Consider the following 26,632-nt stretch of genomic DNA (forward strand, 5'->3'; position numbering starts at 1 on the left):
GTGATCTAATTAAGCTGCTGCTTTGTTGTTGCTGGCTACCAGGCGAGCAACGGTTGGCGACAATTGTGCGCCAACGCCTTGCCAGTAGGCCAGACGGTCTGCGGTGATACGCAGTGGAACTTCGCCACCTTGCGCCATCGGGTTGTAAAAACCGATACGCTCAATGAAGCGACCATCGCGGCGATTGCGCGAATCAGTAGCGACGATGTTGAAGAACGGGCGCTTCTTGGCGCCTCCACGAGCTAAACGAATAACGACCATAATATTTCCAAAAAGTGTGCTGAGGCGGAAAAAGCCGCAAATTATAGCGCGCTTTACCGCCAGGCAGCAAGCGTTATGATGACGGGCGTGTAATTTGGGCTAATCAAACATTATGACCAGTCATGGCCGAAGACGCAATAGGCGCGTGCGTCTATCGTGCCTGCCATGCCACGTCCAGACGATGATATTGCGCGACAGCATCGCCTGAACGCCGTCTGAAAGTGCTATCGTTGCGGCAAGCAATGACCGATACTGGCAATCTTTACCGATGAGCAACTCTGGAGTCCCATGACCACCGCTACCATTTTGCAACAGTCGCACAAGAACAAGGCATTCACGACACTACTGGCCTTCCTGCTGGGCATGCTGGGCGCCCACCGCTTCTACCTGCATGGCAGCAAAGACCGCTGGGGCTGGCTACACCTGGCCGCCCTGCCCGCCTCCTTGCTGCTGCGCCAGCTGTTTCCCGAGGCCGACTGGTTTTACCAGATTTTGCCGCTGACCCTGTCCGCCCTGGGCGGCTTCCTGGAAGCGCTGGTACTGGGCCTGATGCCGGACGACAAGTGGGATGCGCGCTACAACGCCGCCTCCCGCCGGCTGTCGGACACGGGCTGGCCCCTGGCCGTGGTGCTGGTCGCTACCTTGATGCTAGGCGCAGGCGTGCTGATCGCCACCATGGCGCGCCTGTTCGACTTGCTGTATACAGGCGGTGCCTACGGTTAATTTCCATACGGAAAATGACTTCAGATATGGCGCGCCACACGCACATGTAAGTGTTGGTAAGCAATCATGATTTTCCTCTATACTGCATTCACAATGCCGACATTACTGGCACATTTAACACCCCCTAGGAGAAGATCATGATTCGTCGCCCACTCATCCTCGCAGTCGCCATCACGGCCCTGTTCAGCACCTCCGCCTTCGCGCAAAACCTGTCGCCGAAGGCGCAATACGCCTACGACACGAAGCAAGCCAGCACGCGCTATGCGGACGACAAGAAACTATGCGCAGAAGAAAGCAGCTCGAAAGCCCGCATGCAATGCCTGCGCGACGCCAAAGGCGAATACGACCAGGCCATCATCAACGCCAAGGCCGCGCAAAAGGCCGGCAATTCGTACGCAGGCCAGAACAACAAGCCAGCCCAGCAACAGATCTGCGCCGAGTGCGGCAAGGTGCTGGCAGTCAACGTCGCTGAAAAAGCGGGCGAAGGCGGCGCGCTGGGCATGATCGGCGGCGGCGTGGCCGGCGCCCTGCTGGGCCGCCAGGTCGGCGGCGGACGCGGCAAAGACCTGGCCACCCTGGCCGGCGCCGCCGGCGGCGCTTTCGCAGGCAAGCAAGTCGAAGGCCACATGAAAAACAGCAAGGTGTGGACTGTCACCGTGCAATACGAAACAGGCGCCAAGGCTGACTTCGCGTTTGACCAGGATCCAGGCCTGGCCGCTGGCGACCTCGTGCGCAATTCGGGCAACGGCATCGCCCGCCGTTAAGAACGCAGCGTCAATCTGGGGTCAGACCCGGCGGGTCTGACCCCGGTATTTGTCTTTGGGGTTAAAAAAAGCGCTGGAGAGTGATCTCCAGCGCTTTTTGCATTCAGCCAGCTTGCACTGGCCAAGTTTCAACTTAAAACTGCTCTTCCGACAAGGCCATCACGCCGGCGCTGCCATCGATGATGGTGGCGCGCAGTCCTGGCGCTTGCGACAGGATGTGGTCGGCAAAGAAGCGCGCCGTGGCGATTTTTGCCTTGTAGAACGAAGCGTCGCCGCTGCCCTCGCCCAGCTTTTGCTGCGCCACCACGGCCGCGCGCGCCATTTGCCAGCCGCCCAGCACGATGCCGGCCAGCTTCAGGTACGGCACGCTGCCCGCGAACACGGCCTTGATGTCCGTCTTCATGTTCGCCACCACGTACTCGACCACGGCTTCCAGCGCGGCGCTGCCTTCGGCCAGGTGGCGCTGCATGGCCTGGAAGTCGGCGCCGGTCAGCTCGCCCAACTGGGCTTCCGTGGCGCGCACCTGGGCGATGATGGCTTTCGCCACGGCGCCGCCGTCGCGCACCGTCTTGCGGCCCACGAGGTCGTTCGCCTGGATGGCCGTGGTGCCCTCATAGATGGTGAGGATCTTGGCGTCGCGGTAATGCTGGGCGGCGCCCGTCTCTTCGATAAAACCCATGCCGCCATGCACTTGCACGCCGTCGCGCGTGACGTCCTGCGACATTTCCGTGGCCCACCCCTTGATCACGGGCACCAGGTATTCATACGTCGCCAGGCTTTCCGCGCGCACGTCCGCCTCCGGATGGTGGTGCGCCACGTCGCTGATGGCCGCGCCCACGTAGGCCAGCGCGCGCGCCGCTTCCGTCTGCGAGCGCATGGACATCAGCATGCGGCGCACGTCCGGGTGGTGGATGATGGACACCGGGCCGGGCGAGCCCGCCAGGTCGCGCGACTGCACGCGGTCCTTGGCGAACGCCACGGCCTGCTGGTAGGCGCGCTCGGCCAGGCCGATGCCTTGCAAGCCCACGCCGAAGCGGGCCGCGTTCATCATGATGAACATGTATTCGAGGCCGCGGTTTTCCTCGCCCACCAGGGTGCCGATGGCGCCGCCGTGGTCGCCAAACTGCAATACCGCCGTCGGACTGGCCTTGATGCCCAGTTTATGCTCGATGGAAACACAGTGGGCGTCGTTGCGCGCGCCCAGGCTGCCATCGGCGTTGACGAGAAATTTCGGCACGATGAACAGCGAGATGCCTTTCACGCCAGCGGGCGCATCCGGCGTGCGGGCCAACACCAGGTGGACGATATTTTCCGCCATGTCGTGTTCGCCGTAAGTGATGAAAATCTTCGTGCCGAACACTTTATACGTGCCATCGTCCTGCGGCACGGCGCGCGTGCGCACGGCGGCCAGGTCGGAACCGGCTTGCGGCTCCGTCAGATTCATGGTGCCCGTCCACTTGCCCGACACCAGGTTTTCCAGGTAGACCGCCTTTTGCTCGTCGCTGCCGGCCGTCAGCAGCGCTTCGATGGCGCCGTCCGACAGCAGGGCGACCAATGCGAACGAGATGCTGGCCGAGTTGAGCATTTCGATGCACGGCGTGGCCAAGAGCTTGGGCAAGCCCTGGCCGCCGAACTCGGTCGGATGCTGCACGCCCTGCCAGCCCGCTTCGCCATACGCCTTGAACGCTTCCTTGAAGCCTTTCGAGGTGGTGACTTGGCCGTCGTGCCAGAAGCTCGGTTCCTTGTCGCTGGGGCCGTTCAAGGGGGCCACCACGCCGCCGCAGAACTTGGCGTTTTCTTCCAGCACGGCTTCGGCCGTGTCGGGCGTCGCGTCTTCGCAACCGGGCAAGGTGTGGATTTCGGCCAGGCCGGCCAGTTCGTTCATCACGAACAACATGTCTTTCAGCGGGGCTTGATAGCTCATCTTCTTTTCTCCAAGAAAAAAGCCACGCGCGGCTCGCCGTGTGGGGCGGGCCGGCGTGGCTTTGTCAGTAACAAAACCGGAAGGGGTGTGACTTAACCCAGTTCTTTGACCAGTTGCGGCACGATCTCGAACAGATCGCCCACGATGCCGTAGTCGGCCACGGCAAAGATCGGCGCTTCAGGATCCTTGTTGATGGCGACGATGGTTTTCGAGTCTTTCATGCCGGCCAGATGCTGGATCGCCCCCGAGATACCGACGGCGATGTACAGCGATGGCGCGACGATCTTGCCCGTCTGGCCCACTTGCCAGTCGTTCGGCACGAAGCCGGCGTCGACGGCGGCGCGCGAAGCACCCATGGCGGCGCCCAGCTTGTCGGCCAGCGGTTCCAGGATGTGGAAGTTCTCGGCCGAACCCATGCCACGGCCGCCCGACACGATGATTTTCGCGGCGGTCAGTTCAGGGCGGTCGGACTTGGCCAGCTCGCGGCCCACGAAGGCCGATTTGCCATTGTCGGCAACGGCGGCGACGGTTTCCGTGGCAGCCGAACCGCCGGTTGCGGCAGCCGCGTCGAAACCGGTGGTGCGCACGGTGATGACCTTGATCTTGTCGCCAGATTGCACGGTAGCAATCGCGTTACCGGCGTAGATCGGACGCTCGAAGGTGTCAGGGGAATCGACCTTGGTGATTTCCGAGATTTGCGCGACGTCCAGCTTGGCGGCCACGCGTGGCAGGATGTTCTTGCCGTAGGCGGTGGCTGGCGCCAGGATATGGCTGTAGTTGCCGGCGATGGCCAGCACTTGCTCGGCCACGTTTTCGGCCAGGCCGTCGGCAAAGTATGGCGCGTCGGCCACGATGACTTTCGTCACGCCGGCGATTTGCGCGGCGGCAGCGGCAGCGGCCGATGCGTTCGAACCTGCGACGAGCACGTGCACGTCGCCGCCGCACTGGGCGGCCGCGGTCACGGTGTGGTGGGTGCTACCCTTTAAGGTAGCGTTGTCGTGTTCAGCAATAACTAATGCGACCATGATGTGTCCTGTAATTGTTCTGGATAAACGGCGGGGCCGCGCTTAGATGACTTTGGCTTCGGTACGCAGCTTGGCGACCAGGGTAGCGACGTCAGGCACCTTGATACCGGCCGAGCGCTTGGCTGGCTCGACGACTTTCAGGGTCTTCAGGCGTGGCGCAACGTCGACGCCCAGGTCTTCCGGCTTGACGGTCTCGAGCGGCTTTTTCTTCGCCTTCATGATGTTCGGCAAGGTCACATAGCGTGGCTCGTTCAAACGCAGGTCGGTGGTGATAATCGCTGGCAAGGTCAATGCTAGGGTTTCCAGGCCGCCGTCAACTTCGCGGGTAACGGTGACTTTACCGTCTTCCAGCACGACTTTCGAAGCGAACGTGGCTTGCGGCCAACCCAGCAGGGCTGCCAGCATCTGGCCGGTCTGGTTGCTGTCGTCATCGATGGCTTGCTTGCCCAGGATGATCAGTTGCGGCTGCTCTTTCTCGGCCAGGGATTTCACCAGCTTGGCGACGGCCAGCGGTTCCAGTTCAGTCGTCGTTTCCACCAGGATGCCGCGGTCGGCGCCGATGGCCATGGCCGTGCGCAGGGTTTCCTGGCACTGCGTCACGCCGCAGGAGATGGCGACCACTTCAGTGACCTTGCCAGCTTCTTTCAGGCGCATCGCTTCTTCCAGTGCGATCTCATCGAAAGGGTTCATCGACATTTTGACGTTGGCGGTATCGACGCCAGTGCCGTCACTCTTGACGCGGACTTTGACGTTGTAGTCGACCACGCGTTTGACGGGTACCAAGACTTTCATAGCTATGCCTTTGGGAAATTATAAAAATGACGGATCAAGTGCTGATTGTGCGTTCGATTATAAGAGAAATTTGAATCCTGAACCGAATTTAAGCACGATCGTGCGATTTTTTGTTAGAGCAATCCATCTAAACTGTCCAGCTTTGAGGATTTCAGGGGGCTCGGCCGCTACGCTGCAGGGCAGCAAAAGGGCCTGAAAGTGACGCGGCACGGCAAGGAGAAACCAGGCCGCACCACGGCGGCCCCAGCTGGCAGAATTATTTGCGTTGCATCAGGAAGACGAACTCGGTGCCCGTCTGCACATGCGACAGCAGGGCATTGCCCGTTTGCTTGGCGAAAGCCTGGAAGTCGCGCACGGAACCGGGATCGGTTGCCATGATGCGCAGCACTTCCCCGCTCTGCAGCTCTGACAAAGCCTTTTTCGCCTTCAGAATCGGCAACGGGCAATTCAAGCCCCGCGCGTCGAGTTCTTTGTGAAATTCCATAATCTCGGTATCAAGTAGTGTGTCGCTCATCATCAATATCCCACCATTGTTTTGTTGTACTGATTTTCGACATACTACTCTAAATCAGGGGCATTGACGCGCTGCACCAAAATAGTTCATCGGCTGTTGTGGTGTCACAACGAGATTCCACACGGCAAAACGGCCCACAAACAGTGTCTGCGGGCCGTTTTCAAGGGGCTGTGGGACGAAAACCCCGCATGCCCTCTAGCTTACGCCTTATTTTGCGCGTTCGCCGACCCAGGCCGGCACGCCAGCCAGGGCATTCGCCAGGCCGCTCGGATCGGTGCCGCCAGCTTGCGCCATATCGGGGCGTCCGCCGCCTTTTCCGCCCACTTGCTGTGCAACGAAGTTCACCAGCTCGCCCGCTTTGACCTTGGAAGTCGCATCCGCCGTCACGCCGGCGATCAGGCTGACCTTGCCGTCCGCCACGCTGGCCAGCACGATGGCGGCCGTTTTCAGCTTGTCCTTCAGCTTGTCCATGGTTTCGCGCAAGCGGGCCACGTCGGCGCCGTCCAGCACGGCTGCGAGCACCTTGATGCCGTTGACATCGACGGCTTGCGTGACCAGTTCATCGCCCTGGCCCGAGGCCAGTTTCGATTTCAGCGCGGCCAGCTCCTTCTCCAGCGCCTTCACATGGTCCTGCACCTGGCCGATGCGGGCAGTCAGCTCTTCCGGCTGCGCCTTCAGGGCGTTGGCCGCTTCGACCAGGCGGCGGTTGATGGTTTGCACCAGCGCCAGCGCACCCTCGCCCGTCACGGCTTCCACGCGGCGGATGCCGGCGGCAACACCGCTTTCGCCGATGATCTTGAACAGGCCGATATCGCCCGTGCGCTGCACGTGGACGCCGCCGCACAGCTCTTTCGAGCTGCCGATGTCAAGCACGCGCACTTCGTCGCCGTATTTCTCGCCGAACAGGGCCATCGCGCCATGCTTGACGGCATCGTCAAACGACATCAGGTGCGCTTGCGTGGCGCGGTTTTCCAGGATCTCTTTGTTGACGATGGTTTCCACGGCGGCGATCTGCTCGGCCGTCATCGGCGCATTGTGGCTGAAGTCGAAACGGGTCTTGTCCGGGTCGACCAGCGAACCCTTTTGCGCCACGTGGCTGCCCAGCACTTCGCGCAAGGCCTTGTGCATCAAGTGCGTGGCCGAGTGGTTGCGGATGGTGCGCGCGCGCTTGGCCGTGTCGACTTGCGCCGAGACGGCGTCGCCTACCTTCAGCACGCCCGATTCGAGCACGCCGTGGTGGCCAAACACATCGGCCTGGATTTTCAGGGTATCGCTGACGGCAAAGCTGCCTGCGCCCGAGGAAATCACGCCCTGGTCGCCCACCTGGCCGCCCGATTCCGCATAGAACGGCGTGGTGTCGAGCACGACGATGCCATCCTGGCCCGCCTTCAGTTCCTGCACTGGCGTGCCGGCCGCGTACAGCGCCACGACCTTGCTGCTGAACGTCAATTGATCGTAGCCGACGAAGGTGTTTTTCTCGCCCGTGTACTCGACCTTGCTGTCCTTGTGCGTCTTGCCGCCCTTGCGCGACAATTCCTGGCTTTCCTTCAGGGCCGCGTCGTAGCCGGCCTGATCGAAGGTGATATTGCGCTCGCGGCAGATATCGGCCGTCAGGTCTGGCGGGAAGCCATAGGTTTCGTACAGGGTGAAGGCGGTGGCGCCATCGATGCCCGTGGCATCCTTGGCCAGCTGCGCTTCCAGCACTTTCATGCCCGTTTCCAGGGTTTCGCCGAAACGCTCTTCCTCGGCTTTCAGCATGCTGGCGACGTTGTCTTTCGCTTCTTCCAGCTCGGGATAGGCGCCGCCCATCTCGATGGCCAGGTCGGCCACCAGCTTGTAGAAGAACGGTTTCGTCTGGCCCAGCTTGTGGCCATGGCGCAGGGCGCGGCGGATGATGCGGCGCAGGACATACGCGCGGCCTTCGCTGCCCGGAATGATGCCGTCGACGATCATGAAGGCGGCGGCGCGGATGTGGTCGGCGATCACGCGCAGCGACTTGTTTTCCAGGTCGGTGGCGCCCGTTTCGCGCGCGGCGGCCTTGATCAGGTGCTGGAACAGGTCGATTTCATAGTTCGAATGCACGTGCTGCAGCACGGCGGCCAGGCGCTCCATGCCCATGCCCGTGTCGACGCACGGCTTCGGCAGCTTGTGCATGACACCGGCTTCGTCGCGGTTGAACTGCATGAACACCAGGTTCCAGATTTCAATGAAGCGGTCGCCATCTTCGTCAGGCGAGCCCGGCGGGCCGCCAGGAATGTCGGCGCCATGGTCGTAGAAGATTTCCGTGCATGGACCGCATGGGCCCGTGTCCGCCATCTGCCAGAAATTGTCCGATGCGTAGCGCGCACCCTTGTTGTCGCCGATGCGGATGATGCGCTCGGTCGGCACGCCGATTTCCTTGGCCCAGATATCGTACGCTTCGTCATCTTCGATGTAGACGGTGACCGTCAGCTTGTCAGCAGGCAAGCCGTACACCTTGGTCAGCAGTTCCCACGCGTATTGAATCGCATCGCGCTTGAAATAGTCGCCGAAGCTGAAGTTGCCCAGCATTTCAAAGAAAGTATGGTGGCGCGCCGTGTAGCCGACGTTTTCCAGGTCGTTGTGCTTGCCGCCAGCGCGCACGCAGCGCTGCACCGAGGTGGCGCGCGTGTACGGACGGCTGTCCGTGCCCGTAAACACATCCTTGAATTGCACCATGCCGCTGTTCGTCAACAGCAAGGTCGGATCGTTGCCTGGCACCAGGGAGCTGGAACGGACGATGGAATGGCCCTTGGACTCGAAAAATTTGAGGAACTTGTCGCGGATTTCAGTTGATTTCATGTTTTTTTGGCAAAGAGTGGCGGCAGCTTTAAAGGGAAGATTATACGTGATATGGGGTGCGGCAATGACGGCTGGCCAGGGCATTGTTGCGCCCGTGCCAACATCGACGACCTGCCCGCTCAGGCCGGGTCGTGGTGGCTGGCGCAGGCGTGCGGTGCAGGCGCGGCCTTGGCCCCGGCAGCGGCACCTTTGGCCGCAGAGCCTGTGGCGCCGGCGGCGGCATTGCAGTCGGCGCAGCGGCCGTACAGGGTCAGCTCGTGGCGCTCGACAACAAAGCCTTGCGGCGCCATGCGCTTCAAGTCGCCCGGGCAATCATGCACGTCGAACACACGCTGGCATGTGGTGCACTGGAAATGGTGGTGGTGGTGATTGGCGACCGTGTTCGACTCGTAGCGCGGGTTTTCACCCGGCAAGGTCACCACGTGCACTTTTTCTTCCAGTACCAGGGACTTCAAATTGCGGTAGACGGTGGCGATGCCCAGCTGCGTCACTTGCAAGCTGGCCTGTTCGAGGATTTCCTGCGCCGACAGGGGGCGCTGGGCCGACTCGATGGCGGCTTGAATAGCGGTTTTTTGACGTGTTGTGCGTTCCATAGCCGACAGAATACACCATCCGACTATATCTACCGTCCGGAAAAACTGTCACACAGTAATGATAATGGGTTATCATTATCATCTTAGGGCAGGCTATTTCCTTTTCACGCGCTGCCCCAACCCTGCCAACACTGATAGCCGATAAGGAACCTTGCCCATGTCCGTCCGTCCTCACCAACCCACTCCCCTCGCGCTGGCCATCATGCTGGCCTTTGCCGCTCCCGCCAGCGCCCTGGCGCAGCAGGCCGCCACCTTGCCTGCCGTCACCGTCTCGGCCAGTGCGCTGGCCCTGGGCAGCGACGACATGAGCACGCCCGTGACCGTACTCGAAGGCGAGGCACTGGTGCGCGCCCGCGAAGCGACCCTGGGTGAAACCCTGGCCGGCCAGCCCGGCATCACGTCCAGCCATTTCGGCGCCGGCGCCAGCCGCCCCATCATCCGCGGCATGGATGGCCCGCGCGTCAAGGTGCTCTCCGATGGCGCCGAAGTGCAGGATGCATCGACCATCAGCCCCGACCATGCTGTCGCGGCCGAACCGATGCTGTCGGAACAGATTGAAGTCTTGCGCGGCCCGTCCGCGCTGGCCTACGGCGGCGGCGCCGTCGGTGGCGTGGTCAATGTGATCGACAAGAAAATCCCCACGCGCGTGCCGGCAAAAGGTTTTGAAGGCAGCGCGGAAGTGCGCGCCAACTCGGCCGCGCGCGAAAAGGCGGGCGCCTTTGAAGTGACTGGAGGCTCCGGCAACATCGCCTTCCACGCGGAAGGCGTCAAGCGCGACGCGAAGGAATACAAGGTCGGCAGCGGCTGGGAAGGCGGCTCGAAAGTAGGCGGCAGCTACAACAAGACGGACACGGGCAGCGTGGGCGTGTCGTGGGTGGGATCGCGCGGCTTCCTGGGCCTGGCCTTCACCAGCCAGCACGCGGAATACGGCTTGCCTGGCCACAACCACGAATTCGAAAGCTGCCACCCGCACGGCACGCACCTGCATTGCGGCGGCCATGAAGGCCACGACCATGGCGATGAAGAGGAACACGACCACGATCACGGGCATGAAAGCGTGCCGTACGTGAAGCTGAAGAGCGAACGCTGGGATGTGCGCGGCGAGTTGCGCGACCCCGTGCCCGGCTTCGCCAAGCTGCGCCTGCGCGCCGCGTTCACCGATTACAAGCACGATGAAATCGAAGGCACGGAAATCGCCACCACCTTCAAGAACAAGGGCCACGATGCGCGCCTGGAAATGGAACACCATCCCGTCTTTGGCTGGCGCGGCGTGGTCGGCCTGCAAACGTCGAAACGCGATTTCTCCGCTCTCGGTGAAGAAGCGTACGTGGCGCCGACGGTAACGAAGAAACACGCGGCCTTCCTGGTGGAAGAATACAAGCTCGACCAATGGCGTTTCGAAGCGGGCTTGCGCCACGAATGGCAGGACATCACGGTCGACAGCGCCACCTTGCAAGACCGCAGCGCCAAGGGCACGTCCGTGTCTCTGGGCGCCGTGTGGAAATTCGCGCCCCAGTATTCGCTCGGTTCGACCATCTCGCGCACGCACCGCCTGCCCAGCGCCGAGGAACTGTATGCGCACGGCGTGCACATGGCCACGGCCACGTATGAGCTGGGCAATGAAAACCTGGGCAAGGAAACGTCGAACAATATCGACTTGACCTTGCGCAAATATGCGGGCGCCACGACCTTCTCGGCCAGCGCCTACCGCAACAAGGTCGACAACTACATCTTCGGTTCCACGCTGGACAACCACGAAGGCTTCCAGCTGATCCAGTACGCCCAGCGCGACGCCACGTTCACGGGCGTCGAAGGCCAGATCCGCCAGCAATTGAACCCCATGTTCGGCGCCAGCGTGTTCGGCGACTACGTGCGGGCCAAGCTGGCCAACGATGGTGGCAACTTGCCGCGCATCCCGGCCCAGCGCGTCGGCGTGAAGTTCGATGCCAACTGGCAGGCATGGAGCGGCGTGGCCGAGTTCTACCGCGTGGGCAAGCAGGATAAAGTGGCAGCGTTCGAAACGGCAACCCCGGGCTACAACATGCTGAACCTCTCCGCCAACTACGACACGCGCATCGGCACGACGCCGGCCCAGTTCTACATCAAGGCAAACAACTTGACGAATGAACTGGCGTACAGCCACACCTCGTTCATCAAGAATGCGGCGCCGTTGATGGGGCGCAATGTCACCGTCGGCATGCGCGTGACGTTCTAAGGATGGAAGCGTAGGTCGGCTTAGCGCGTGGCGCCTAAGCCGACGTTGCCACGGCACCATGAAGTCGGATTACGCTACGCTAATCCGACCTACGCCTTGATCAGATCGATCCTGTCCGTGCAAAAACCGTCCACACCCCAGGCCAGCAGCTCGCTGGCCCGCTCGGGCGTGTTGACGGTATAGCAGAACAACCCGTATCCCGCCTCCTTTACCTCTCGCGCCAGCTCCGACGTCAGTTGCTGGTGATCGCAATGGAGCGCCACCACGCCCAGTTCGCGCGCCTGTCGTTCCCAGCCATCCGGTATCTGTTCGACCAGCCAGCCGCGCGCCAGTTCCGGCGCTGCCTGGCGCGCCGCCTGCAAGGCTTCGATGCTGAACGATGACAGCAGCGGCAGCAATTCCCCTGCCGCGATTTCCTGCGCAAAGTAACCGCGCGTGGCGCGCGCCACCGCCTCGCCCGTGGGCACGTCGAAGCCGGGCGCCGGCTTGATTTCGATATTCATCCAGATGCGCTGTGCCTTGCAATACGCCACCACGGCCTCGAACGTGGGCACGCCTTCACCGGCGAATGCGGCGCCGAACCAGGCGCCCGCTTCCATCGCGCCCAGCTGCGCGGCAGTGTAATCGCTGATATGCCCGCTGCCGGTCACGGTGCGCCCCAGTTCGGGGTCGTGCACGACGACGGGCACGCCGTCGGACGCCAGCATGACGTCGAATTCCACGGCATGGTAGCCGTAGGCGAGGCCGCAACGCAGGGCGGCCAAGGTATTTTCAGGCGCCAGGGTGCCGCCGCCGCGGTGCGCCAGGGTACGTGGATAGGGCCACATGATGCTTCCTTTATAGCAATTCCATGGATACAGACTGTCTTGCCATACTATTGCGTGCCTGTCCTGAAAAGTAAAGCGGCCCTGTTTGGCGACCCTCCGCGGCGAATGGCGGCGCGCCAGCCCCGTTTCGTCGCAGCCCGGTTGCGCCCTGGCTTGCGCTGGCACACAATGCCCCATCGCTACCAGCAGACAACAACATGAAAACCGACGCTCCCTCCGCCGCTGCGCCAGCAGCCAAGGCCAGGTCTCCGTACTACCGCATGGTGCACGATGCGCGCTACGCACTGGCGCTGAACGTGATCTGCGCGCTGGTCATTACCTTCATCCTCAACCCGGGCAGCCATTTTGGACAAAACCTGGTCGCCTCGATGTGCATCGGCACGATCGCCTTCCTGCTGATCGACGGCATGCGCCTGACGTTATGGGGCGCTGACCAGCGGCCCAAATTCCTGCCCTTCATGCTCATCATCCTGATTTCCGTGCCTGTGGCGCAAGTGCTGGGCCTGACCCTGTTCAGCTGGCTGACGGGCGTGGACGTGGGCGGCTTCGAAAACCTGCTGCCCACGCAGATGGTCAGCACCCTCGTGTTCACCTTGCTGGCCACGGGCGGCGCCGTGCTGTTTTTCTCCAGCCGCGAAAAGATTACCCGCCTGCAAATGGCGGCAGCCCAGGAAAAAGCCCGCGCCGAATCCGTGGCGCGCCAGGCCATGCAGGCGCAGCTGCAATTGCTGCAAGCGCAGATCGAACCGCACATGCTGTTCAACACCCTGGCCAACCTGCAGGGCCTGATCAGCTTTGATCCAGACCGCGCCCAGTTACTACTCGACCAGCTGATCCAGTATTTGCGCGCCACCCTCTCTTCCTCGCGCGCCGAATCGACCACTCTCGAGCAGGAGTTTTCCCTGATGCAAGCCTACCTGGGCCTGATGTCCATCCGCATGGGCGCGCGCCTGAGCTTTGCGCTGGACTTGCCCGAGGCTTTGCGCCAGATCAAGGTACCGCCCATGCTGCTGCAGCCGCTGGTGGAAAACGCCATCCAGCATGGCCTGGAACCAAAGATCGAAGGCGGCCATATCCATGTGCAAGCCTCCACGGACGCTGGCGTGCTGATTCTTACCGTCAGCGACGATGGCCTGGGCCTCGACCATCCGGGCCAGACCAAGGGCACGCACCTGGGCGTAACAAATATCCGCGAACGCCTGCGCGGCATGCACGGCGATGCCGCCAGCCTGTCGCTGGCCGCCAACCATCCGGCAGGCGCGACCGCCCGCCTGACATTTCCCCTTCCACCCACCATCACGAGTCCCCTCGCATGAGCCAACACACGCCACGCGCGCCACGCGCCCTGATCGCCGAAGACGAACCGATACTCGCCGCCGCCCTCGCGCACGCCTTGCAGCGGCTGTGGCCGGAACTCGACATTGTCGCCACCTGCCCCAATGGAGTGGAAGCCTTGCGGCAAGGCCTGGCGCTGCAGCCCGACATCCTCTTTCTCGACATCAAGATGCCAGGCAAGACGGGCCTGGAAGCGGCCGAGGAACTGGCAGAGCAATGGCCGTACGGCGTCCCTTTTCCTCACATCGTATTTGTTACCGCCTACGACGAATACGCGCTGGCCGCCTTCGAGCACGCAGCCGCAGATTACGTCTTAAAACCCGTCAACGATGCGCGCCTGGGCAAGACGGTGGAACGCCTGCAGCAGCGCTTGCGCGACAGCGGTGGCAATGCTGCGGCAACGCCGGCGAACACGACAGCAACAGCGACAGCCGCCACGGTGACACCGGCAGCCGGATCCGCCAGCGACGACAACATGGCCCGCCTGCTGAGCCAGCTGCAAGCCATGCTGCCACCCGCGCCGCGCCTGCAAATGATACGGGCGGCCGTCGGCAACAGCGTGCGCATGATCGCCCTGGCCGACGTCGTGTATTTCGAAGCGCTGGACAAATACATCAACGTCGTGTGCCAGGACAGCGAAGCGCTGATACGCACGAGCCTGAAGGAACTCTTGCCCCAGCTGGACCCGCAACAATTCTGGCAAATTCACCGGGGCACCATCGTCAACGCCAGCGCCATCGCCACGGCCGTGCGCGACGAGGCGGGCAAGCTGTCGCTGACCCTGCGCCAGCACCCGGCGCAGTTACGCGTCAGCCCTCTATATGCCCATCTGTTCCGCCAGATGTGAAGCGGTCAAAAGGTAGGGCCTAGTGCAGCTGGTGCTTCAGGTCCGACAATTCATCGTGCACCTTGAGCACGGCGCTCTTCATTTCCGGCGTCACGCTGGTCGCCGTGCCGCACGCCCGCTTGGCGCGGTCGCCCAGTGATTCCATCTGGTCGACGGCTTGCCGGATGCGCGCATCGTCTTGCGTGTCGATGGCTTGCCGCACGGCGTTCTTTTGCTGGTCCAGCTGGTTGATGCAATCCTTCAAGTCCATCGGCATGCCCTGCTGCTTGCCGCACAGCTGGGCTGCCTGGCCGATCGCGTGTTCGATGGCGCCAAAGCGCCGTGCCACTTCCTTTACTTGCATCATGATGATCTCCTGTTCGCGTGGTGTCCGGGTTGGATCACCAGACTGGCGCAGGGTTCCCCGCCAGCCGCCATGGCATCGAAATTTCCATGTGGCACTTTTTTGTAAGCGCTTGTGACATTTTAGATAATTATCAAATCCTTCAGATACATTGGCGTACCTGAACCATCATGCCCTCCATGACCTCGCTGACTACCTTGCCCCGCCGCGCTCCCGGCCTGCTGCTGATTGTCCTGCTGCACGTGGGCCTGGCATATAGTGTCTTGCAGTCGCGGCCCCGCGCTATCACGGACGAACACCTGCCGCAGGGCCCGGCCATCGCCTGGCTGCGCTACACGCTCCCGGCGCCGCCCAAGCCTGTCCCCATACCATTGCCCAACGTAAAACCAGCCGCCGCGCGCCTGCCGCGCCTGCCCGTGCCGGCGCCCGTCAGCCGCCCCTTGCCCGTTCCCGCCGCCGAGCAGGCGCCGGCGCCAGCAACGCCGGAAGCGATCACACTCGTCGCGCCACCCAGCGCGGCCGATATCCTGGCGCAAGCCAAGCGCGACGTGGGCAAGATCGACAGGGAGTTGCGCAAGGAATTCCCGCAGCGGGGAGAGCAAAAACTGGACGACACAGCCTTCAAGCGCATGCAGCAAGGCTTTGCCGATGCCTACGCAGCCGTGCCGCCGAAATGGTATGAAGCGTCCAGAATCGAGGAGATCGGCGCCAATGAAGCCAAAGGCAGCCGCACGTATAAGATCACCAGCGCGCTGGGTACCTTGTGCGTGACCACGCGCGCGGGCAAGCAGGGGGAAACGATGATCGGCATGTGTCCCAAATAGCTGCCTCAGCCCACAGCTTCGCGCGCCCCCAGCGGCTGCAATTGGCGCAGGCGCAAGGCGATCAGCAGGCCGCCGCCCAAGCACAGGCCCAGCATGATGACCACGCCCGTCCAGCCGTCGAAGCCCCACATCATGCCCGAGGCGGAACCGATCAGGCTGGAACCCAGGTAATAGAACAGCAAATAAAAGGCCGAGGCCAGGGCCTGCGGTGCGCGGGCACGGCGGCTGACCCAGCTGCTGGCGATCGAATGCGAGGCAAAGAAGCCGAAGGTGGCCAGCGCCATGCCGATGACGATCAGCGGCAGGGAATCGAACAGGGTCAATAAAATGCCGGACAGCATCACCGACAGCATGATCCACAGCACGCCCCGGCGCCCCAGGCGGTCCACCAGGCGGCCTGCCCAGACGGAACTGAAGATGCCGATCAGGTACAAGAAGGCCAGCAAGCCGACCGTGCTCTGGCGCAGGCCGAAGGGCGCGGCCAGCAGGCGGTAGCCGATGTAGTTGTACAGGCTGACGAAGCAGCCCATCAGCACGAACGCCAGGCAGAACAGCCATGGCAAGCCCTTATCCGAAAAATGCTGCTTGATGGCGTGCGGCAAGGCGTTCCAGCCCTTGGTGCTGGGCACGAAGTTCTTCGATGCAGGCAGGCTGCGCCAGAATTCGGCCGCCGCCAGCACGCCGGCCACGCCCAGCACGCCCAGGGCCCAGCGCCACGACAGGAAATCGCTGAGCATGGACGCCACCAGCCGCCCCGACATGCCGCCAAACGCGCTGCCGGCAATATACAAGCCCATCGACAGGCCCAGCGATGGACCCTCGATTTCCTCGCCCAGGTAAGCCATGGCCACGGCCGGCATGCCACCCAGGGCAATGCCCAGCGCGGCGCGAATCGCCAGCAGCTGTGCATAATCCTGCGCGAACGCAGACAAAATGGTCAATATTGCGGCGGAAAACATCGACGCCACCATCAGCGGCTTGCGCCCGACCCTATCCGACACGGCGCTCAGCAGCACCAGCGAGATGGCCAGCAAGCCGCTCGACACGGACAAGGACCAGCTGCTTTGCGCCGGCGTCAGATGAAACTGGTGCGACAGCAGCGGAAACAGAGGCTGGATGCAATACAGCAGGCTGAAGGTGGAAAAGCCGCCAAAAAACAGGGCGCGGTTGCTGCGCTTGAATTCCGCCGTACCTTTGGCGATGGCCGAACGGGGAGCGGGAGGAGCGACAGGAGCAAGCGCCGGAGTGGCGACGGAGGCAAAAGCGAGCGATGAATCAGACATGGCCGTGTTTCGAAGAGGAAGCGAGTCTTCATCTTAGGATTGCCAACTCATATCGTCCAATATATATTCAAGGCCCAACTCATACTTTAAAACGATTACTGGACAAACATGGAACTGCGCCACCTGCGTTATTTTGTCGCCGTCGCCGAGGAGCTGCACTTCACGCGCGCTGCCGAGCGCCTGCATATCGGCCAGCCGCCGCTGAGCCAGCAAATCCAGGCGCTGGAGGCGGAATTGGGGGCGCAGTTGTTCGAGCGCAACAAGCGCTCCGTGCGGCTGACGCAGGCGGGCACGCTGTTCCTCGACGATGCGCGGCGCATCCTGGCCCTGTCGGAACAGGCGGCCGTCACGGCGCGCCGGGCGCAGCGGGGCGAAGCGGGCGAATTACGCATCGGCTTTACCTTTTCCACGCCGTTTACGCCGTATTTTGCCACCGTCATCAACCGCTACCGCCAGCAATTCCCGCACGTCACCTTGACCCTGCATGAAATGGCGACCCTGCATCAACTCGAGGCGATCTCGGGCAGGACCATGGACCTGGGCTTCGTGCGCCCGCCGGAAACGACGTACCCCTCCGATATCAAGCTGACGCAATTGCGGCAAGACCCGTTGTTCCTCGTGCTGCCCGTCGCCCACGCGCTGGCGGCCAAGAAGGCGATTGCCATTGCCGACATGGCGGGCGAAGGCTTTGTCATGTACCCCAAGGATGCGGGCACGGGGATTTATCCGCAGATCTTCCGCCTGTGCAAGGCGGCCGGCTTCGTGCCCCAGGTCGCGCAGGAAGCGGGCGAGGCGTCGACCATCATCGGCCTGGTGGCGGCCGGCTGCGGCATTTCCGTGCTGCCCGCCTCGTTCGACCGCATCCGCATGGATGGCGTGTGCTACCGCCCGATCGCCGACCCGCAGGCGACGACCAGCTTACTGCTTGCACAAAGGGAGGAAGAGACATCGCCACTGGTGGCGGCATTCGTGAAACTGGCCGAGGAAGCGGCGCTGGAAGAAAAAGAATAGGCCGGCAAGTGCCGGCCCACGTTGACATGCGTCAGGAGTAATCCGCGTCCAGCTCGGAACCCGCGTAGTTTTCCAGGTCCTCGAACAGGCTCTTCATGCTGGCCCGCGTGAGGATTTTATGCACGACGGTGCAGCTGCGGCGGTACGAGTCTATGCGGTCGAGCAACACGGGATGGTGCTGCACAGGCACCTTGGCCACCAGGGCGGCCCAGCCTTCCTCGAAGTCGGGCTTGTTCTTGCGCACGGAACGCACAAAGCGTTCAAACTCCTTTTGACCCGTGCGCGCGATGATGCGCCCGCCGCCTTCGATGGCGAAGATGATGGCCAGGGCGATGACGCCCTCGGCATTCAAGTCGCTGTCGCTGACGGGGCCGTTGTCATGGTGGCGGCGCAGCCAGCCGGCCAGACGCACGACGGCTTGCACTTCCTTGCGCTGTTGCAACTGCAACGCATACTTTTCATAGCCGGCCCAGTTCTGGTTCGGGTCGGCCTGGCAAATATCAATGAACAGCTCGCGCAGACGGCGCTGCAGGTAGACGGGGTCCTGGTCGTACTCGCCGACGAGGGCGTCTTCCGGCAACTGCGACAGGTCCTTGATCAGGCGAAAGCCCACCTGGAACGCGTGCTCGGCGCCGTGCTCGACGAGGAAATCGAGCGCGGCCTGGTCGCCTTCATGCGTGACGGCCTGCTCCAGTCCCAGCGACACGCCACCCACCGTCAGATACAGCGCTTTCTGGATGCCATCGGCCGTGCGTTCATTCGTGAACTTCTCGGCCACCATGGCCGTGATGCCCGTCAATTCGTCGGCCAGGTTCAGCGCCGCGTCCTCGCGCGGGTCGCGCGGCAACAGTTTGATGGCGCGCACCAGGCGCGGAAGATTCTCTACAACAATTGCTGGCAGCATTAGACGTTCCCTGCTTTCACTACGAGAAAATGCCGGTGCCCAGGCTGCGGCGCGTGCTGGAGCGTGGCGCGCTGCGCGTGCTCGGCACTTGCTTGCGCAGGCGGTACAGCAATTCCTTGGTGCTACGCTGCAACATGGTCGGCTCTTCGTCCGGGTCGTCCGAGTATTCCGCGTCGGCCAGGTCGGCGCTGTGGCGGAAGTCGGGGAACAGTTCGAACAACGAGCGGTCCCAGCCGTCTTCATTCGCTTGCGCCAGTTCGATGGCCAGCGGCACGACGTCATTGTCGGACGAGGTCACGCCCGTCACGTACGGTCCCTTGATGACGATCTCGCCCGCCACTTCGAGGATTTCCTTCGGCGCCATCGAGAACAGGATCGCAAACGCCGTGGCGCCCCAGTCGGTGGCCGATGCTTCCAGCAGCAGCTCGCGGCGGCGCTCGGCGTCGTCGGTGGAAAACACCACGCCGTGGATGTGCGCGAACAGGGCTTCGGCGATGCGTTCAGGATCGTCCTCGATCTGGTCGTCGCTCCAGGTGGCGGCGATGAAGGCCAGGCTGTCGGCCCAGGCTTTCGGCGGCACCAGCAAGGTCGCCAGCGACATCTTGCCGCCATCGAAACCGGCCAAATGCAGGGCCGTCACCTGTGGCGGGATGGCATTCAACACTTCCACCACGGCCAGGTCGCCGTACTGGTCGGCCGCGTCGGCAAACGCCTGCTCGGCGTGGCCCAGCGAACCGGACAGCACCAATTCCGTGACCTGTTTCGTCAGCGCGGGAAGATTGCTCTTTTGATCCGCATTTTGCTTGTCATTATCTGCCATGGTCATCTCCATCCTGGTCAAACATCTGGGCGAAATCGTCGGTGGCTTCGTCTTCGTCGTGATCGTCGTCGCCGTCGTCATTGGCGGCCAGCTGGTCGAGCGACTGGTCGTCGTCGTCCCACAGGCGCGGATTCTTGTGCAGGAAGGCCGTGATGATGGCCTGGCGCGCCAGGTCGGGGAAGCTCTCTTCGATGGCGGCGTACATCTTTGCCGCTTCCGGCGCGGCGCATGCGGCCATGGAAAACACGCGGGCAGTATCGCCGAATTCGTAGTCTTCGCTTTCGGCCAGCAAGCCCTTCGGGTCGCTGAAGGTGATGTGGTCGACCAGCGCGAAGGCCAGCATGTTCACGTCTTCGATGCCGCCGCCGCTCGCGTATTCACCGACCAGGGCGTCGACCATGCTTTTGTAGTTCTTGCGGTTCGGCGGGTCGCCGAGGATGCCTTCGATCTGGCCTTCCAGCTCGCGCGACTGGTACGCGAATTCAGGGTGTACTCTTCTCATGCTGTGCTTTCCAATGTGGTGCGCGGCACTTTTACTTAAAAGCAAAAGCACCATTGTTTGTTGTTTTTCAAATCATTCAGGCTGGCCGGACAGCCGCCAGCAGGCTTAATCTGCCGGTAGGACGGTGCCATGCAGGCGGAACACGCCGCACCACAGGGCATAGGCTTCCGCTTCCGGGTCGATGATGATGCGGTGGTTCACGCTCTGGTCGTATTCGGCGCGCTTGGCCGGGTCGGCCAGGATTTCATACGCCTTGGTCACGCTCTTGAAGCGCGCCTCGGCGCCGGGGGCCTGGTTGCGGTCGGGGTGGAAGCGCATGGCCAGCGAACGGTAAACCTTCTTGATTTCATCGTCGCTGGCATTGGGCGCGACACCGAGGACGTTATATAAATTTTCCATAAAAGGCTCCGGGGTCACGTTTTTCTACTAATTAAAGGCGAATTATCCTATAGAACGGCGCCCGCGTCGCTTGCATGCTGGGATATGGGGGCAAATACGTGCTTATAAAGCGCTTGCGGTACGGTAAAATGCTTTTTACTGTCACTCTTCCGCATTGATCAATGAGCAACGATAAACCGAATACCGCCGCGCCAGCGCTGGCGCCCAATTTCTTGCGTAACATCATCGAAGCCGACCTGGCTGCCGGCGCCCACGTGCGTCCCGGCCTGCCCCAGGTGATCACGCGTTTCCCGCCGGAGCCGAACGGCTACCTGCACGTGGGCCACGCCAAGTCGATCTGCGTCAACTTCGGCCTGGCGCGCGATTACGCCGGCCAGTGCAACCTGCGCTTCGACGACACCAATCCGGCGAAGGAAGAGCAGGAATACGTCGACACCATCATGGACAGCGTGAAATGGCTGGGCTTTGACTGGGAGCCGAAGCATGCCGATGGCCAGAGCCACCTGCACTACGCGAGCGACTATTTCGACCAGCTGTACGCGATGGCCGAATACCTGATCACGGCCGGCTTTGCCTATGTGGACAGCCAGAGCGCCGAAGACATGGCCGCCAACCGGGGCAATTTCGGCCAGGCCGGCAAGAATTCTCCGTTCCGCGACCGTCCGCGCGACGAATCGCTGGCCCTGTTCCGCGCCATGAAGGCGGGCGAATTCAAGGATGGCGAGCACATCCTGCGCGCGAAGATGAGCGAAGATGCCATGAGTTCGCCGAACATGAACTTGCGCGATCCGGCCATCTACCGCATCCGCCATGCGCACCACCACCGCACGGGCGACGCCTGGTGCATCTATCCGATGTACGACTACACGCACCCGATCTCGGACGCGCTGGAAAACATCACGCATTCGATCTGCACGCTGGAATTCCAGGACCACCGCCCATTCTACGACTGGCTGCTGGAAACCCTGTCGGCCGGTGGCTTCTTCGCCAAGCCGGTGCCGCACCAGTTCGAATTCTCGCGCCTGAACCTGACCTACATCGTTACCAGCAAGCGCAAGCTGCGCCAGCTGGTGGAAGAAAAAATCGTCGACGGCTGGGACGACCCGCGCATGCCGACCCTGGTGGGCATGCGCCGCCGCGGCTACACGCCGGAAGCGATCCAGCTGATGTGCGAACGCACGGGCGTGACGAAATCCGACGGCTGGATCGACTACAGCGTGCTGGAAGGCTGCCTGCGCGAAGACCTGGATCCGAAGGCACCGCGTACGGTGGCCGTGCTGCGTCCGTTGAAACTGATCATCGATAATTTCCCTGAAAACGAAAGCGTGGAATGCACGGCGCCCGTGCACCCGCACTTCCCGGAACGTGGCTTGCGCACCTTCCCCATCTCGCGCGAGCTGTGGATCGAGGAAGACGACTTCATGGAAGTGCCGAACAAAGGCTATTTCCGCCTGTATCCGCCGATCGACGACAAGCCGGGCAGCAAGGTACGCTTGCGCTACGGCTACGTGATCGAGTGCACGGGCTTTGACAAGGATGCGGACGGCAAGGTCATCGCCGTGCATTGCACCTATTTCCCGGACAGCAAGTCGGGCACGGAAGGCAGCGCCAATTACAAGGTCAAGGGCAATATGCACTGGGTCAGCGCGCCGACGGCCATTCCCGCCGAAGTGCGCCTGTACGACCGCCTGTTTACGGACCCGCAGCCGGACGCGGGCGGCAAGGACTTCAAGCTGGCCTTGAATCCGCTGGCCAAGGAAGTGGTGCAGGCGTGGCTGGAACCGGGCGCGGAACTGGCCCAGCCGGAACAGCGCTTCCAGTTCGAGCGCCACGGCTACTTTGCGGCCGACCGGGTCGACAGCCAGCCTGGCAAGCCCGTCTTCAATCGCATCGTCACCCTGAAAGACAGCTGGCAGCCCGCCAAGTAAGCCACCGGGACGACCCACAAAAAAACCGCTGCGGCGGTTTTTTTTCGTTTCAACGGGAAATATTGCCTGTTGACTATAATAACGATAATTTTGTATATTAGGCAGCTATTGAGCAATTTGCAATTTTAATAGTGCTTGTACAACCTAGCCTAGCCTCCGCCACCAGGCGGCACCCGATTCCTCTTCCTGATGCGGATGGCAATGCCTTCTACTGCCGGCGAACACCCCTTAGCTGCTGAAAAAAGACCGCTGTGGCTGTTCGGCTTTGTCGTGTCGACGATGGTGGGCCTGCTGTTCTACATGGCCGCTTCGCTGTCGATCGAAAGCGATGCCAGCGAAGAATTCAACAATCTGGCGCACAACACCCAGAAAAACATCGAATCGCGCACCAAGTCGTATGCCAACCTGCTGCGCGGCACGGCCAGCCTGTTCCAGGCCAACGAACACGTGAGCCGCGAGCAATTCCACCGCTACGTGGCTAACATCGCCCTGCAACAGAACTACCCGGGCGTGATGAACCTCAATTACAGCCAGGAACTCGACGAGACGCAGCGCGCCGCCTACGAAGCGGCCATGCGGCGCGACTATCCGCCCGGGCGCGACGGCTATCCGGCGTTTGCCATCCACCCGCCCGGGCCGCGCGCCCAGTATTCCGTGCTCGTATACATCGAGCCGATCGCCAGCGCCCCGGAAAAGTATGGCCATGACATCGCCTCGCGCCCCCAGATCGCGGAAGCGCTGGCGGAGTCGCGCGATTCCGGCCGCATCAGCAATTCCGGCGTGCCCGTGCCGATGGACGGCCGTCCCCAGCTGACGGGCATGGCCATGCGCCTGCCCGTGTACCGCTTCGGCATGCCCGTCGATACGGTGGAGCAGCGGCGCGCGGCTTACCAGGGTTCCGTCGGCATCGGCTACGACCTGGTGACGATGATGCGCAGCGCGCTGGCCGACATGCCGGTACGCAACGTCCGCCTGACCCTGTTCGATATCGGCCCGCAGGCGCTGCAACAGCGGGAGGTGCCGCTGCAGTTGCCGCACGACATGCGCCCCATCTTCGACAGCACGGCGGCAGGCATGCATGCACCATGGTGGCAGCCCGGCAGTTCGGGCCGCTACCTGAGCAGCACGCTGCTGATCGAGCACAATGGCCGCGCCTGGCAAGCGCTGTTCAGCGTGCGCAAGAGCGACCTGTATTCGCGCTTCGACGCCTTCCTGCCGTGGCTGGCCCTGCTGATCGGCTTTGCCAGCACCATGCTGCTGTATGTGCTGTTCCACACCCTGGCGTCGTCGCGCCGACGCGCCATCCAGATGGCAACAGGCATGACGGAGGAATTGCGCGCCAGCCAGATCCGCCTGCAGCTGTCGCACCAGAAACTGCGCCGCCTGGCGGCCCATGCCGACCAGATCAAGGAAGAAGAGCGCAAGCGCATCGCGCGCGAAATCCACGACGACCTGGGGCAGAACCTGCTGGTGCTGCGCATCGACGCCGACATGCTGGCCTCGCGCACGCAGCGCCGCCACCCGCGCCTGAACGCCCGCGCCCGCTCAACCCTGGAGCAGATCGACGCCACCATCAAGAGCGTGCGGCAGATCATCAACGACTTGCGCCCTACCGTGCTGGACCTGGGCGTGAATGCGGCCGTCGAATGGCAGGTGGCGCAATTTCGCCAGCGCACGGGCATCGCCTGCGAAGTGAGCGAAAGCCATGACGACATTTGCCTCAGCGACCAATGCGCGACGGCCCTGTTCCGCATCCTGCAAGAGTCGCTCAGCAATATTTCCCAGCATGCGAATGCCAGCCGCGTCCAAGTCAAATTGGAAAAGTGCCGTGATACGGTGTCGATGAGCATCAGCGACAACGGCGTGGGCGCGGCCATCGACGGGCGCAACAAGCTGGGCTCGTTTGGCCTGGTGGGCATCGAAGAACGTATAAAGTTGCTGGGCGGCACTTTTTACATTGAAAGCAGCCCAGGCGCCGGCATGAGCGTGCATGTCAGCGTACCGCTGGGCGCGGACGCCACCGCGTTTCCCTACCAGGAAGAAAGCCGGGCCAGCAGCTGAGCGGCGCGCGTTCCGCATGAAACAAGCTCAGCTTGCGTATTTTGTAATTAGATGCAATATTGATGTAGAACAACTTAGCGCCTGCCCGCCATCGGCCAGGCATTCCCCGACTACTTGCCAGGAGTACACAGCCACCGCTTTCCCTTGTTTTACCGCAGTTCCCACAACGCTCTTTACCAAAGGACATTCATGGATACGAACGACAGTTTCAAGGCAATTGCCGATTTGAATTTGGACGCGATCAAGGTCAAGCTGATGCACCGGGAGTCCGGCGAAGGATGGAGCCTCGAAAAGGCCAATGCAGTGGAATTCGAATACCGCCGCTTCCTAATCCTGATGAAACAGTTTCCGCAGGAAGAAACGGCGCCGCTGATGGACGTCGATACCTTCTGGCACTACCACATCCTCGATACCCTCAAATATGCGGCGGATTGCGAACAGGTGTTCGGCTACTTCCTGCATCACTTCCCATACATCGGCTTGCGCGGCGAAGACGACGAAGCGGCGCACCACCGCGTGGGCGAACGCATGAAGCAGTTGTACGAGCAGACATTCGGGGAAGATTATCTCCGCGCGGAGACGGCATATTCGGGACGCGCCGTGCAGGCGGCATTTTCCAGTGCAGCAGTACAGGCGACGGCATTTTCCAGCGCGGCCGTGCAGGCGACGGCGTATTCGGGGCGCGCCGTACAAACGGCGTTTTCCAGTGCCGCGGTACAGGCAACGGCGTATTCTGGCCGGGCCGTGCAGACGGCGTTTTCCAGTGCTGCGGTGCAAGCGACCGCGTATTCGGGCCGCGCCACCGGTGCTGCCCAGACCGCATTTTCCAGCGCGCCCGGCAAAGTGGCCGCAGCGCTGGTCGAGTCATCCCCGACTGGCCTGGAAACAGGGCGCTTCTATACGGATCGTCCGACGCTGAGCCCGGACACGCAATAGAAAACGGGAAGGCAGGTATGGCTGCCGCACGCGGCAAGCTTGACTAACGCAGACGGCACCTCTCAGTTTGCCGTCTGTCAGGCGCTCTTAGGCAGCCATCAACTCGCGCAGTTCACGAATGCTGAAATCGCTGATTTCATGCATGCGGATGAGGATCGTGGCGCCGATCGGCAAGGTGTTGTGACGAATCTTGCTGATGACCGGTGGCGCCACTTCCAGTGCTCGCGACAGGGCGGCATCGTTCTTCAGTTGCAGCTTGTCGATGATCGCATCGAGGACGCGATTCGGGTTGTAGGTAGGCAAAGAGGTAATTTGTTTGAGAGACATGATCGAAAATCCGTACTTGTTGTATTAAGGCAAAAAGAAACCGAATGTCTCTTCTGCAATAATTCAGGGTAAACACACTAAAAATCGCCATCACTTATGCGGCTTTTACGCCGCAAACAATATAATACACGCTATTGTTGATTTTTGCGTAACTTAAAGCAAAATTGTGATAATTGAAGAGAATTGACGCACTTGGAATGTGCTAGAGGATAACTCAAATTGGAAAAATTTGCTGCACGTCATCAATTTTTACGATGAGCAACACCGCTATGCATGAGCCAGGCTATGGCCATGAGGGTGCTCAGGCGGGCCATTTCCGCTGATAAATGCCAGCCTTGCGCAGCCACGCCGGCCGGGGTGGCAAGCGGGCAAGTGCCCGGAATGGCATCCACGCGGCACCAGGCCAGTTGCCGGCGGATTTCATCGGGCGGCGGCGGCGGCTGCAGCGCGCGTTCGCGCCGGCGCATATAGGCGCGTACCTGTTCCTTGCTGGGGTGACTCGTAGCTCGCATGGCTCGCTCCTGCTGACGGGAAACAACGCCACGCTCATTGTAGATGCCGAGCCCGCCACAAGAGCCCGGACGCGTGACGACATTGCTCACCATATCGCCAGCGTGCCATGGCACGTTTGCGCTGCATCAAATGGCCGGGCCC

Annotated in this window: 26 protein-coding genes; 10 read left to right on the forward strand and 16 right to left on the reverse strand. The window is 61.9% G+C overall.

Annotated features, from left to right (window positions below; all coding sequences use genetic code 11):
* Nucleotides 1–9: 9 nt before the first annotated feature.
* The gene (rpsP, locus tag BLT98_RS22410; RefSeq protein WP_010395524.1) at nt 10–261 is read right to left on the reverse strand and encodes a 30S ribosomal protein S16; all 252 of its coding nucleotides are present in this window, start codon (nt 259–261) and stop codon (nt 10–12) included.
* 288 nt (nt 262–549) lie between these two features.
* On the opposite strand from rpsP, the gene BLT98_RS22415 reads away from it, so the two are divergent.
* Entirely contained in the window at nt 550–984 is a 435-nt protein-coding gene (locus BLT98_RS22415) for an NINE protein (protein ID WP_092611613.1), read from the forward strand.
* Nucleotides 985–1,121: 137 nt separating this feature from the next.
* Nucleotides 1,122–1,748 carry a glycine zipper 2TM domain-containing protein gene (locus tag BLT98_RS22420; RefSeq protein ID WP_034781786.1) on the forward strand — a complete coding sequence of 209 codons (627 nt, stop codon included), beginning with the start codon at nt 1,122–1,124 and terminating at the stop codon, nt 1,746–1,748.
* Between the two features lie 133 nt (nt 1,749–1,881).
* Here the strand turns inward: BLT98_RS22420 and BLT98_RS22425 are convergent, their stop codons facing one another.
* The 6 genes from BLT98_RS22425 to BLT98_RS22450 form a co-directional block, all read right to left on the reverse strand.
* Nucleotides 1,882–3,672 (reverse strand): acyl-CoA dehydrogenase, encoded by a 1,791-nt coding sequence (locus BLT98_RS22425; protein WP_070282497.1) that lies wholly within the window; start codon nt 3,670–3,672, stop codon nt 1,882–1,884.
* 92 nt (nt 3,673–3,764) lie between these two features.
* Nucleotides 3,765–4,697, reverse strand: a complete 933-nt coding sequence (locus BLT98_RS22430) for an electron transfer flavoprotein subunit alpha/FixB family protein (protein ID WP_034781780.1) — start codon at nt 4,695–4,697, stop codon at nt 3,765–3,767.
* 42 nt (nt 4,698–4,739) lie between these two features.
* Complete coding sequence (locus tag BLT98_RS22435; protein WP_034759884.1) at nt 4,740–5,489, reverse strand: electron transfer flavoprotein subunit beta/FixA family protein; 750 nt, start codon at nt 5,487–5,489, stop codon at nt 4,740–4,742.
* Between the two features lie 256 nt (nt 5,490–5,745).
* Nucleotides 5,746–6,003, reverse strand: coding sequence for a sulfurtransferase TusA family protein (locus BLT98_RS22440; protein ID WP_225317265.1), 258 nt, complete (start codon nt 6,001–6,003; stop codon nt 5,746–5,748).
* Nucleotides 6,004–6,210: 207 nt separating this feature from the next.
* On the reverse strand, nt 6,211–8,823 hold the full coding sequence (gene alaS, locus BLT98_RS22445) for an alanine--tRNA ligase (RefSeq protein WP_092611616.1): 2,613 nt from the start codon (nt 8,821–8,823) through the stop codon (nt 6,211–6,213).
* Between the two features lie 119 nt (nt 8,824–8,942).
* A complete protein-coding gene (locus BLT98_RS22450) occupies nt 8,943–9,416 on the reverse strand; it encodes a Fur family transcriptional regulator (protein WP_034781775.1) in 474 nt (157 codons plus the stop codon).
* A 157-nt stretch (nt 9,417–9,573) separates the two neighbouring features.
* Here BLT98_RS22450 and BLT98_RS22455 point away from each other — a divergent pair, with 157 nt between their 5' ends.
* Entirely contained in the window at nt 9,574–11,631 is a 2,058-nt protein-coding gene (locus tag BLT98_RS22455; protein WP_170846470.1) for a TonB-dependent receptor domain-containing protein, read from the forward strand.
* 89 nt (nt 11,632–11,720) lie between these two features.
* Here the strand turns inward: BLT98_RS22455 and ugpQ are convergent, their stop codons facing one another.
* Complete coding sequence (ugpQ, locus tag BLT98_RS22460; RefSeq protein ID WP_092611619.1) at nt 11,721–12,458, reverse strand: glycerophosphodiester phosphodiesterase; 738 nt, start codon at nt 12,456–12,458, stop codon at nt 11,721–11,723.
* A gap of 197 nt (nt 12,459–12,655) precedes the next feature.
* On the opposite strand from ugpQ, the gene BLT98_RS22465 reads away from it, so the two are divergent.
* A complete protein-coding gene (locus BLT98_RS22465; RefSeq protein WP_092611622.1) occupies nt 12,656–13,774 on the forward strand; it encodes a sensor histidine kinase in 1,119 nt (372 codons plus the stop codon).
* Entirely contained in the window at nt 13,771–14,640 is an 870-nt protein-coding gene (locus BLT98_RS22470) for a LytR/AlgR family response regulator transcription factor (protein ID WP_092611625.1), read from the forward strand. Before BLT98_RS22465 ends, BLT98_RS22470 begins: the two co-directional genes overlap by 4 nt.
* 19 nt (nt 14,641–14,659) lie before the next feature.
* Here the strand turns inward: BLT98_RS22470 and BLT98_RS22475 are convergent, their stop codons facing one another.
* Nucleotides 14,660–14,986, reverse strand: a complete 327-nt coding sequence (locus BLT98_RS22475) for a hypothetical protein (protein ID WP_034781762.1) — start codon at nt 14,984–14,986, stop codon at nt 14,660–14,662.
* 167 nt (nt 14,987–15,153) lie between these two features.
* Here BLT98_RS22475 and BLT98_RS22480 point away from each other — a divergent pair, with 167 nt between their 5' ends.
* On the forward strand, nt 15,154–15,807 hold the full coding sequence (locus BLT98_RS22480) for a hypothetical protein (protein ID WP_092611628.1): 654 nt from the start codon (nt 15,154–15,156) through the stop codon (nt 15,805–15,807).
* A gap of 5 nt (nt 15,808–15,812) precedes the next feature.
* Here the strand turns inward: BLT98_RS22480 and BLT98_RS22485 are convergent, their stop codons facing one another.
* Entirely contained in the window at nt 15,813–17,090 is a 1,278-nt protein-coding gene (locus BLT98_RS22485) for an MFS transporter (RefSeq protein ID WP_244517638.1), read from the reverse strand.
* Nucleotides 17,091–17,198: 108 nt separating this feature from the next.
* Between BLT98_RS22485 and BLT98_RS22490 the strand changes: the two genes are divergently transcribed.
* Nucleotides 17,199–18,101, forward strand: a complete 903-nt coding sequence (locus BLT98_RS22490; protein ID WP_070282479.1) for a LysR substrate-binding domain-containing protein — start codon at nt 17,199–17,201, stop codon at nt 18,099–18,101.
* Nucleotides 18,102–18,132: 31 nt separating this feature from the next.
* Here BLT98_RS22490 and BLT98_RS22495 read toward each other — a convergent pair whose 3' ends face one another.
* The 4 genes from BLT98_RS22495 to BLT98_RS22510 all read right to left on the reverse strand — a co-directional run bounded on the left by BLT98_RS22495 (nt 18,133) and on the right by BLT98_RS22510 (nt 20,726).
* A complete protein-coding gene (locus BLT98_RS22495; protein WP_034781756.1) occupies nt 18,133–19,005 on the reverse strand; it encodes a hypothetical protein in 873 nt (290 codons plus the stop codon).
* A 19-nt stretch (nt 19,006–19,024) separates the two neighbouring features.
* On the reverse strand, nt 19,025–19,825 hold the full coding sequence (locus tag BLT98_RS22500) for a hypothetical protein (RefSeq protein ID WP_034781755.1): 801 nt from the start codon (nt 19,823–19,825) through the stop codon (nt 19,025–19,027).
* Nucleotides 19,815–20,327: a hypothetical protein gene (locus tag BLT98_RS22505; protein ID WP_035828715.1), complete on the reverse strand. Its 513-nt coding sequence runs from the start codon at nt 20,325–20,327 to the stop codon at nt 19,815–19,817. The genes BLT98_RS22500 and BLT98_RS22505 overlap by 11 nt, the downstream gene beginning before the upstream one ends.
* Nucleotides 20,328–20,432: 105 nt before the next feature.
* A complete protein-coding gene (locus BLT98_RS22510; protein ID WP_010395442.1) occupies nt 20,433–20,726 on the reverse strand; it encodes a DnaJ domain-containing protein in 294 nt (97 codons plus the stop codon).
* Nucleotides 20,727–20,887: 161 nt separating this feature from the next.
* Here BLT98_RS22510 and BLT98_RS22515 point away from each other — a divergent pair, with 161 nt between their 5' ends.
* From BLT98_RS22515 to BLT98_RS22525, 3 genes are all read left to right on the forward strand, one after another.
* The gene (locus tag BLT98_RS22515) at nt 20,888–22,654 is read left to right on the forward strand and encodes a glutamine--tRNA ligase/YqeY domain fusion protein (RefSeq protein ID WP_092611631.1); all 1,767 of its coding nucleotides are present in this window, start codon (nt 20,888–20,890) and stop codon (nt 22,652–22,654) included.
* A 201-nt stretch (nt 22,655–22,855) separates the two neighbouring features.
* Nucleotides 22,856–24,715, forward strand: a complete 1,860-nt coding sequence (locus BLT98_RS22520; RefSeq protein ID WP_244517640.1) for a CHASE domain-containing protein — start codon at nt 22,856–22,858, stop codon at nt 24,713–24,715.
* Between the two features lie 144 nt (nt 24,716–24,859).
* On the forward strand, nt 24,860–25,651 hold the full coding sequence (locus BLT98_RS22525; protein ID WP_244517641.1) for a glycine-rich domain-containing protein: 792 nt from the start codon (nt 24,860–24,862) through the stop codon (nt 25,649–25,651).
* Between the two features lie 87 nt (nt 25,652–25,738).
* Here the strand turns inward: BLT98_RS22525 and BLT98_RS22530 are convergent, their stop codons facing one another.
* Together BLT98_RS22530 and BLT98_RS22535 are read right to left on the reverse strand one after the other, a co-directional pair.
* The gene (locus BLT98_RS22530) at nt 25,739–25,978 is read right to left on the reverse strand and encodes a hypothetical protein (RefSeq protein WP_029496207.1); all 240 of its coding nucleotides are present in this window, start codon (nt 25,976–25,978) and stop codon (nt 25,739–25,741) included.
* Nucleotides 25,979–26,220: 242 nt separating this feature from the next.
* Entirely contained in the window at nt 26,221–26,490 is a 270-nt protein-coding gene (locus BLT98_RS22535; protein WP_139179352.1) for a hypothetical protein, read from the reverse strand.
* Nucleotides 26,491–26,632: the final 142 nt, after the last annotated feature.

The sequence above is a fragment of the Janthinobacterium sp. YR213 genome (assembly GCF_900099875.1).
GTDB lineage: Bacteria > Pseudomonadota > Gammaproteobacteria > Burkholderiales > Burkholderiaceae_D > Janthinobacterium > Janthinobacterium lividum.

What these genes read in the sequence shown, in the direction of transcription:
- BLT98_RS22505 (WP_035828715.1), bottom strand. Translation starts at nt 20,327, where the DNA reads ATGAGAAGAGTACACCCTGAATTCGCGTACCAGTCGCGCGAGCTGGAA.
- BLT98_RS22470 (WP_092611625.1), top strand. Translation starts at nt 13,771, where the DNA reads ATGAGCCAACACACGCCACGCGCGCCACGCGCCCTGATCGCCGAAGAC.
- BLT98_RS22535 (WP_139179352.1), bottom strand. Translation starts at nt 26,490, where the DNA reads ATGCGAGCTACGAGTCACCCCAGCAAGGAACAGGTACGCGCCTATATG.
- BLT98_RS22490 (WP_070282479.1), top strand. Translation starts at nt 17,199, where the DNA reads ATGGAACTGCGCCACCTGCGTTATTTTGTCGCCGTCGCCGAGGAGCTG.
- BLT98_RS22425 (WP_070282497.1), bottom strand. Translation starts at nt 3,672, where the DNA reads ATGAGCTATCAAGCCCCGCTGAAAGACATGTTGTTCGTGATGAACGAA.
- BLT98_RS22430 (WP_034781780.1), bottom strand. Translation starts at nt 4,697, where the DNA reads ATGGTCGCATTAGTTATTGCTGAACACGACAACGCTACCTTAAAGGGT.
- ugpQ (WP_092611619.1), bottom strand. Translation starts at nt 12,458, where the DNA reads ATGTGGCCCTATCCACGTACCCTGGCGCACCGCGGCGGCGGCACCCTG.
- alaS (WP_092611616.1), bottom strand. Translation starts at nt 8,823, where the DNA reads ATGAAATCAACTGAAATCCGCGACAAGTTCCTCAAATTTTTCGAGTCC.
- BLT98_RS22510 (WP_010395442.1), bottom strand. Translation starts at nt 20,726, where the DNA reads ATGGAAAATTTATATAACGTCCTCGGTGTCGCGCCCAATGCCAGCGAC.
- BLT98_RS22415 (WP_092611613.1), top strand. Translation starts at nt 550, where the DNA reads ATGACCACCGCTACCATTTTGCAACAGTCGCACAAGAACAAGGCATTC.
- BLT98_RS22520 (WP_244517640.1), top strand. Translation starts at nt 22,856, where the DNA reads ATGCCTTCTACTGCCGGCGAACACCCCTTAGCTGCTGAAAAAAGACCG.
- BLT98_RS22455 (WP_170846470.1), top strand. Translation starts at nt 9,574, where the DNA reads ATGTCCGTCCGTCCTCACCAACCCACTCCCCTCGCGCTGGCCATCATG.
- BLT98_RS22480 (WP_092611628.1), top strand. Translation starts at nt 15,154, where the DNA reads ATGCCCTCCATGACCTCGCTGACTACCTTGCCCCGCCGCGCTCCCGGC.
- BLT98_RS22495 (WP_034781756.1), bottom strand. Translation starts at nt 19,005, where the DNA reads ATGCTGCCAGCAATTGTTGTAGAGAATCTTCCGCGCCTGGTGCGCGCC.
- BLT98_RS22500 (WP_034781755.1), bottom strand. Translation starts at nt 19,825, where the DNA reads ATGGCAGATAATGACAAGCAAAATGCGGATCAAAAGAGCAATCTTCCC.
- BLT98_RS22420 (WP_034781786.1), top strand. Translation starts at nt 1,122, where the DNA reads ATGATTCGTCGCCCACTCATCCTCGCAGTCGCCATCACGGCCCTGTTC.
- BLT98_RS22450 (WP_034781775.1), bottom strand. Translation starts at nt 9,416, where the DNA reads ATGGAACGCACAACACGTCAAAAAACCGCTATTCAAGCCGCCATCGAG.
- BLT98_RS22440 (WP_225317265.1), bottom strand. Translation starts at nt 6,003, where the DNA reads ATGAGCGACACACTACTTGATACCGAGATTATGGAATTTCACAAAGAA.
- BLT98_RS22435 (WP_034759884.1), bottom strand. Translation starts at nt 5,489, where the DNA reads ATGAAAGTCTTGGTACCCGTCAAACGCGTGGTCGACTACAACGTCAAA.
- BLT98_RS22485 (WP_244517638.1), bottom strand. Translation starts at nt 17,090, where the DNA reads ATGTCTGATTCATCGCTCGCTTTTGCCTCCGTCGCCACTCCGGCGCTT.
- BLT98_RS22530 (WP_029496207.1), bottom strand. Translation starts at nt 25,978, where the DNA reads ATGTCTCTCAAACAAATTACCTCTTTGCCTACCTACAACCCGAATCGC.
- BLT98_RS22475 (WP_034781762.1), bottom strand. Translation starts at nt 14,986, where the DNA reads ATGATGCAAGTAAAGGAAGTGGCACGGCGCTTTGGCGCCATCGAACAC.
- rpsP (WP_010395524.1), bottom strand. Translation starts at nt 261, where the DNA reads ATGGTCGTTATTCGTTTAGCTCGTGGAGGCGCCAAGAAGCGCCCGTTC.
- BLT98_RS22465 (WP_092611622.1), top strand. Translation starts at nt 12,656, where the DNA reads ATGAAAACCGACGCTCCCTCCGCCGCTGCGCCAGCAGCCAAGGCCAGG.
- BLT98_RS22515 (WP_092611631.1), top strand. Translation starts at nt 20,888, where the DNA reads ATGAGCAACGATAAACCGAATACCGCCGCGCCAGCGCTGGCGCCCAAT.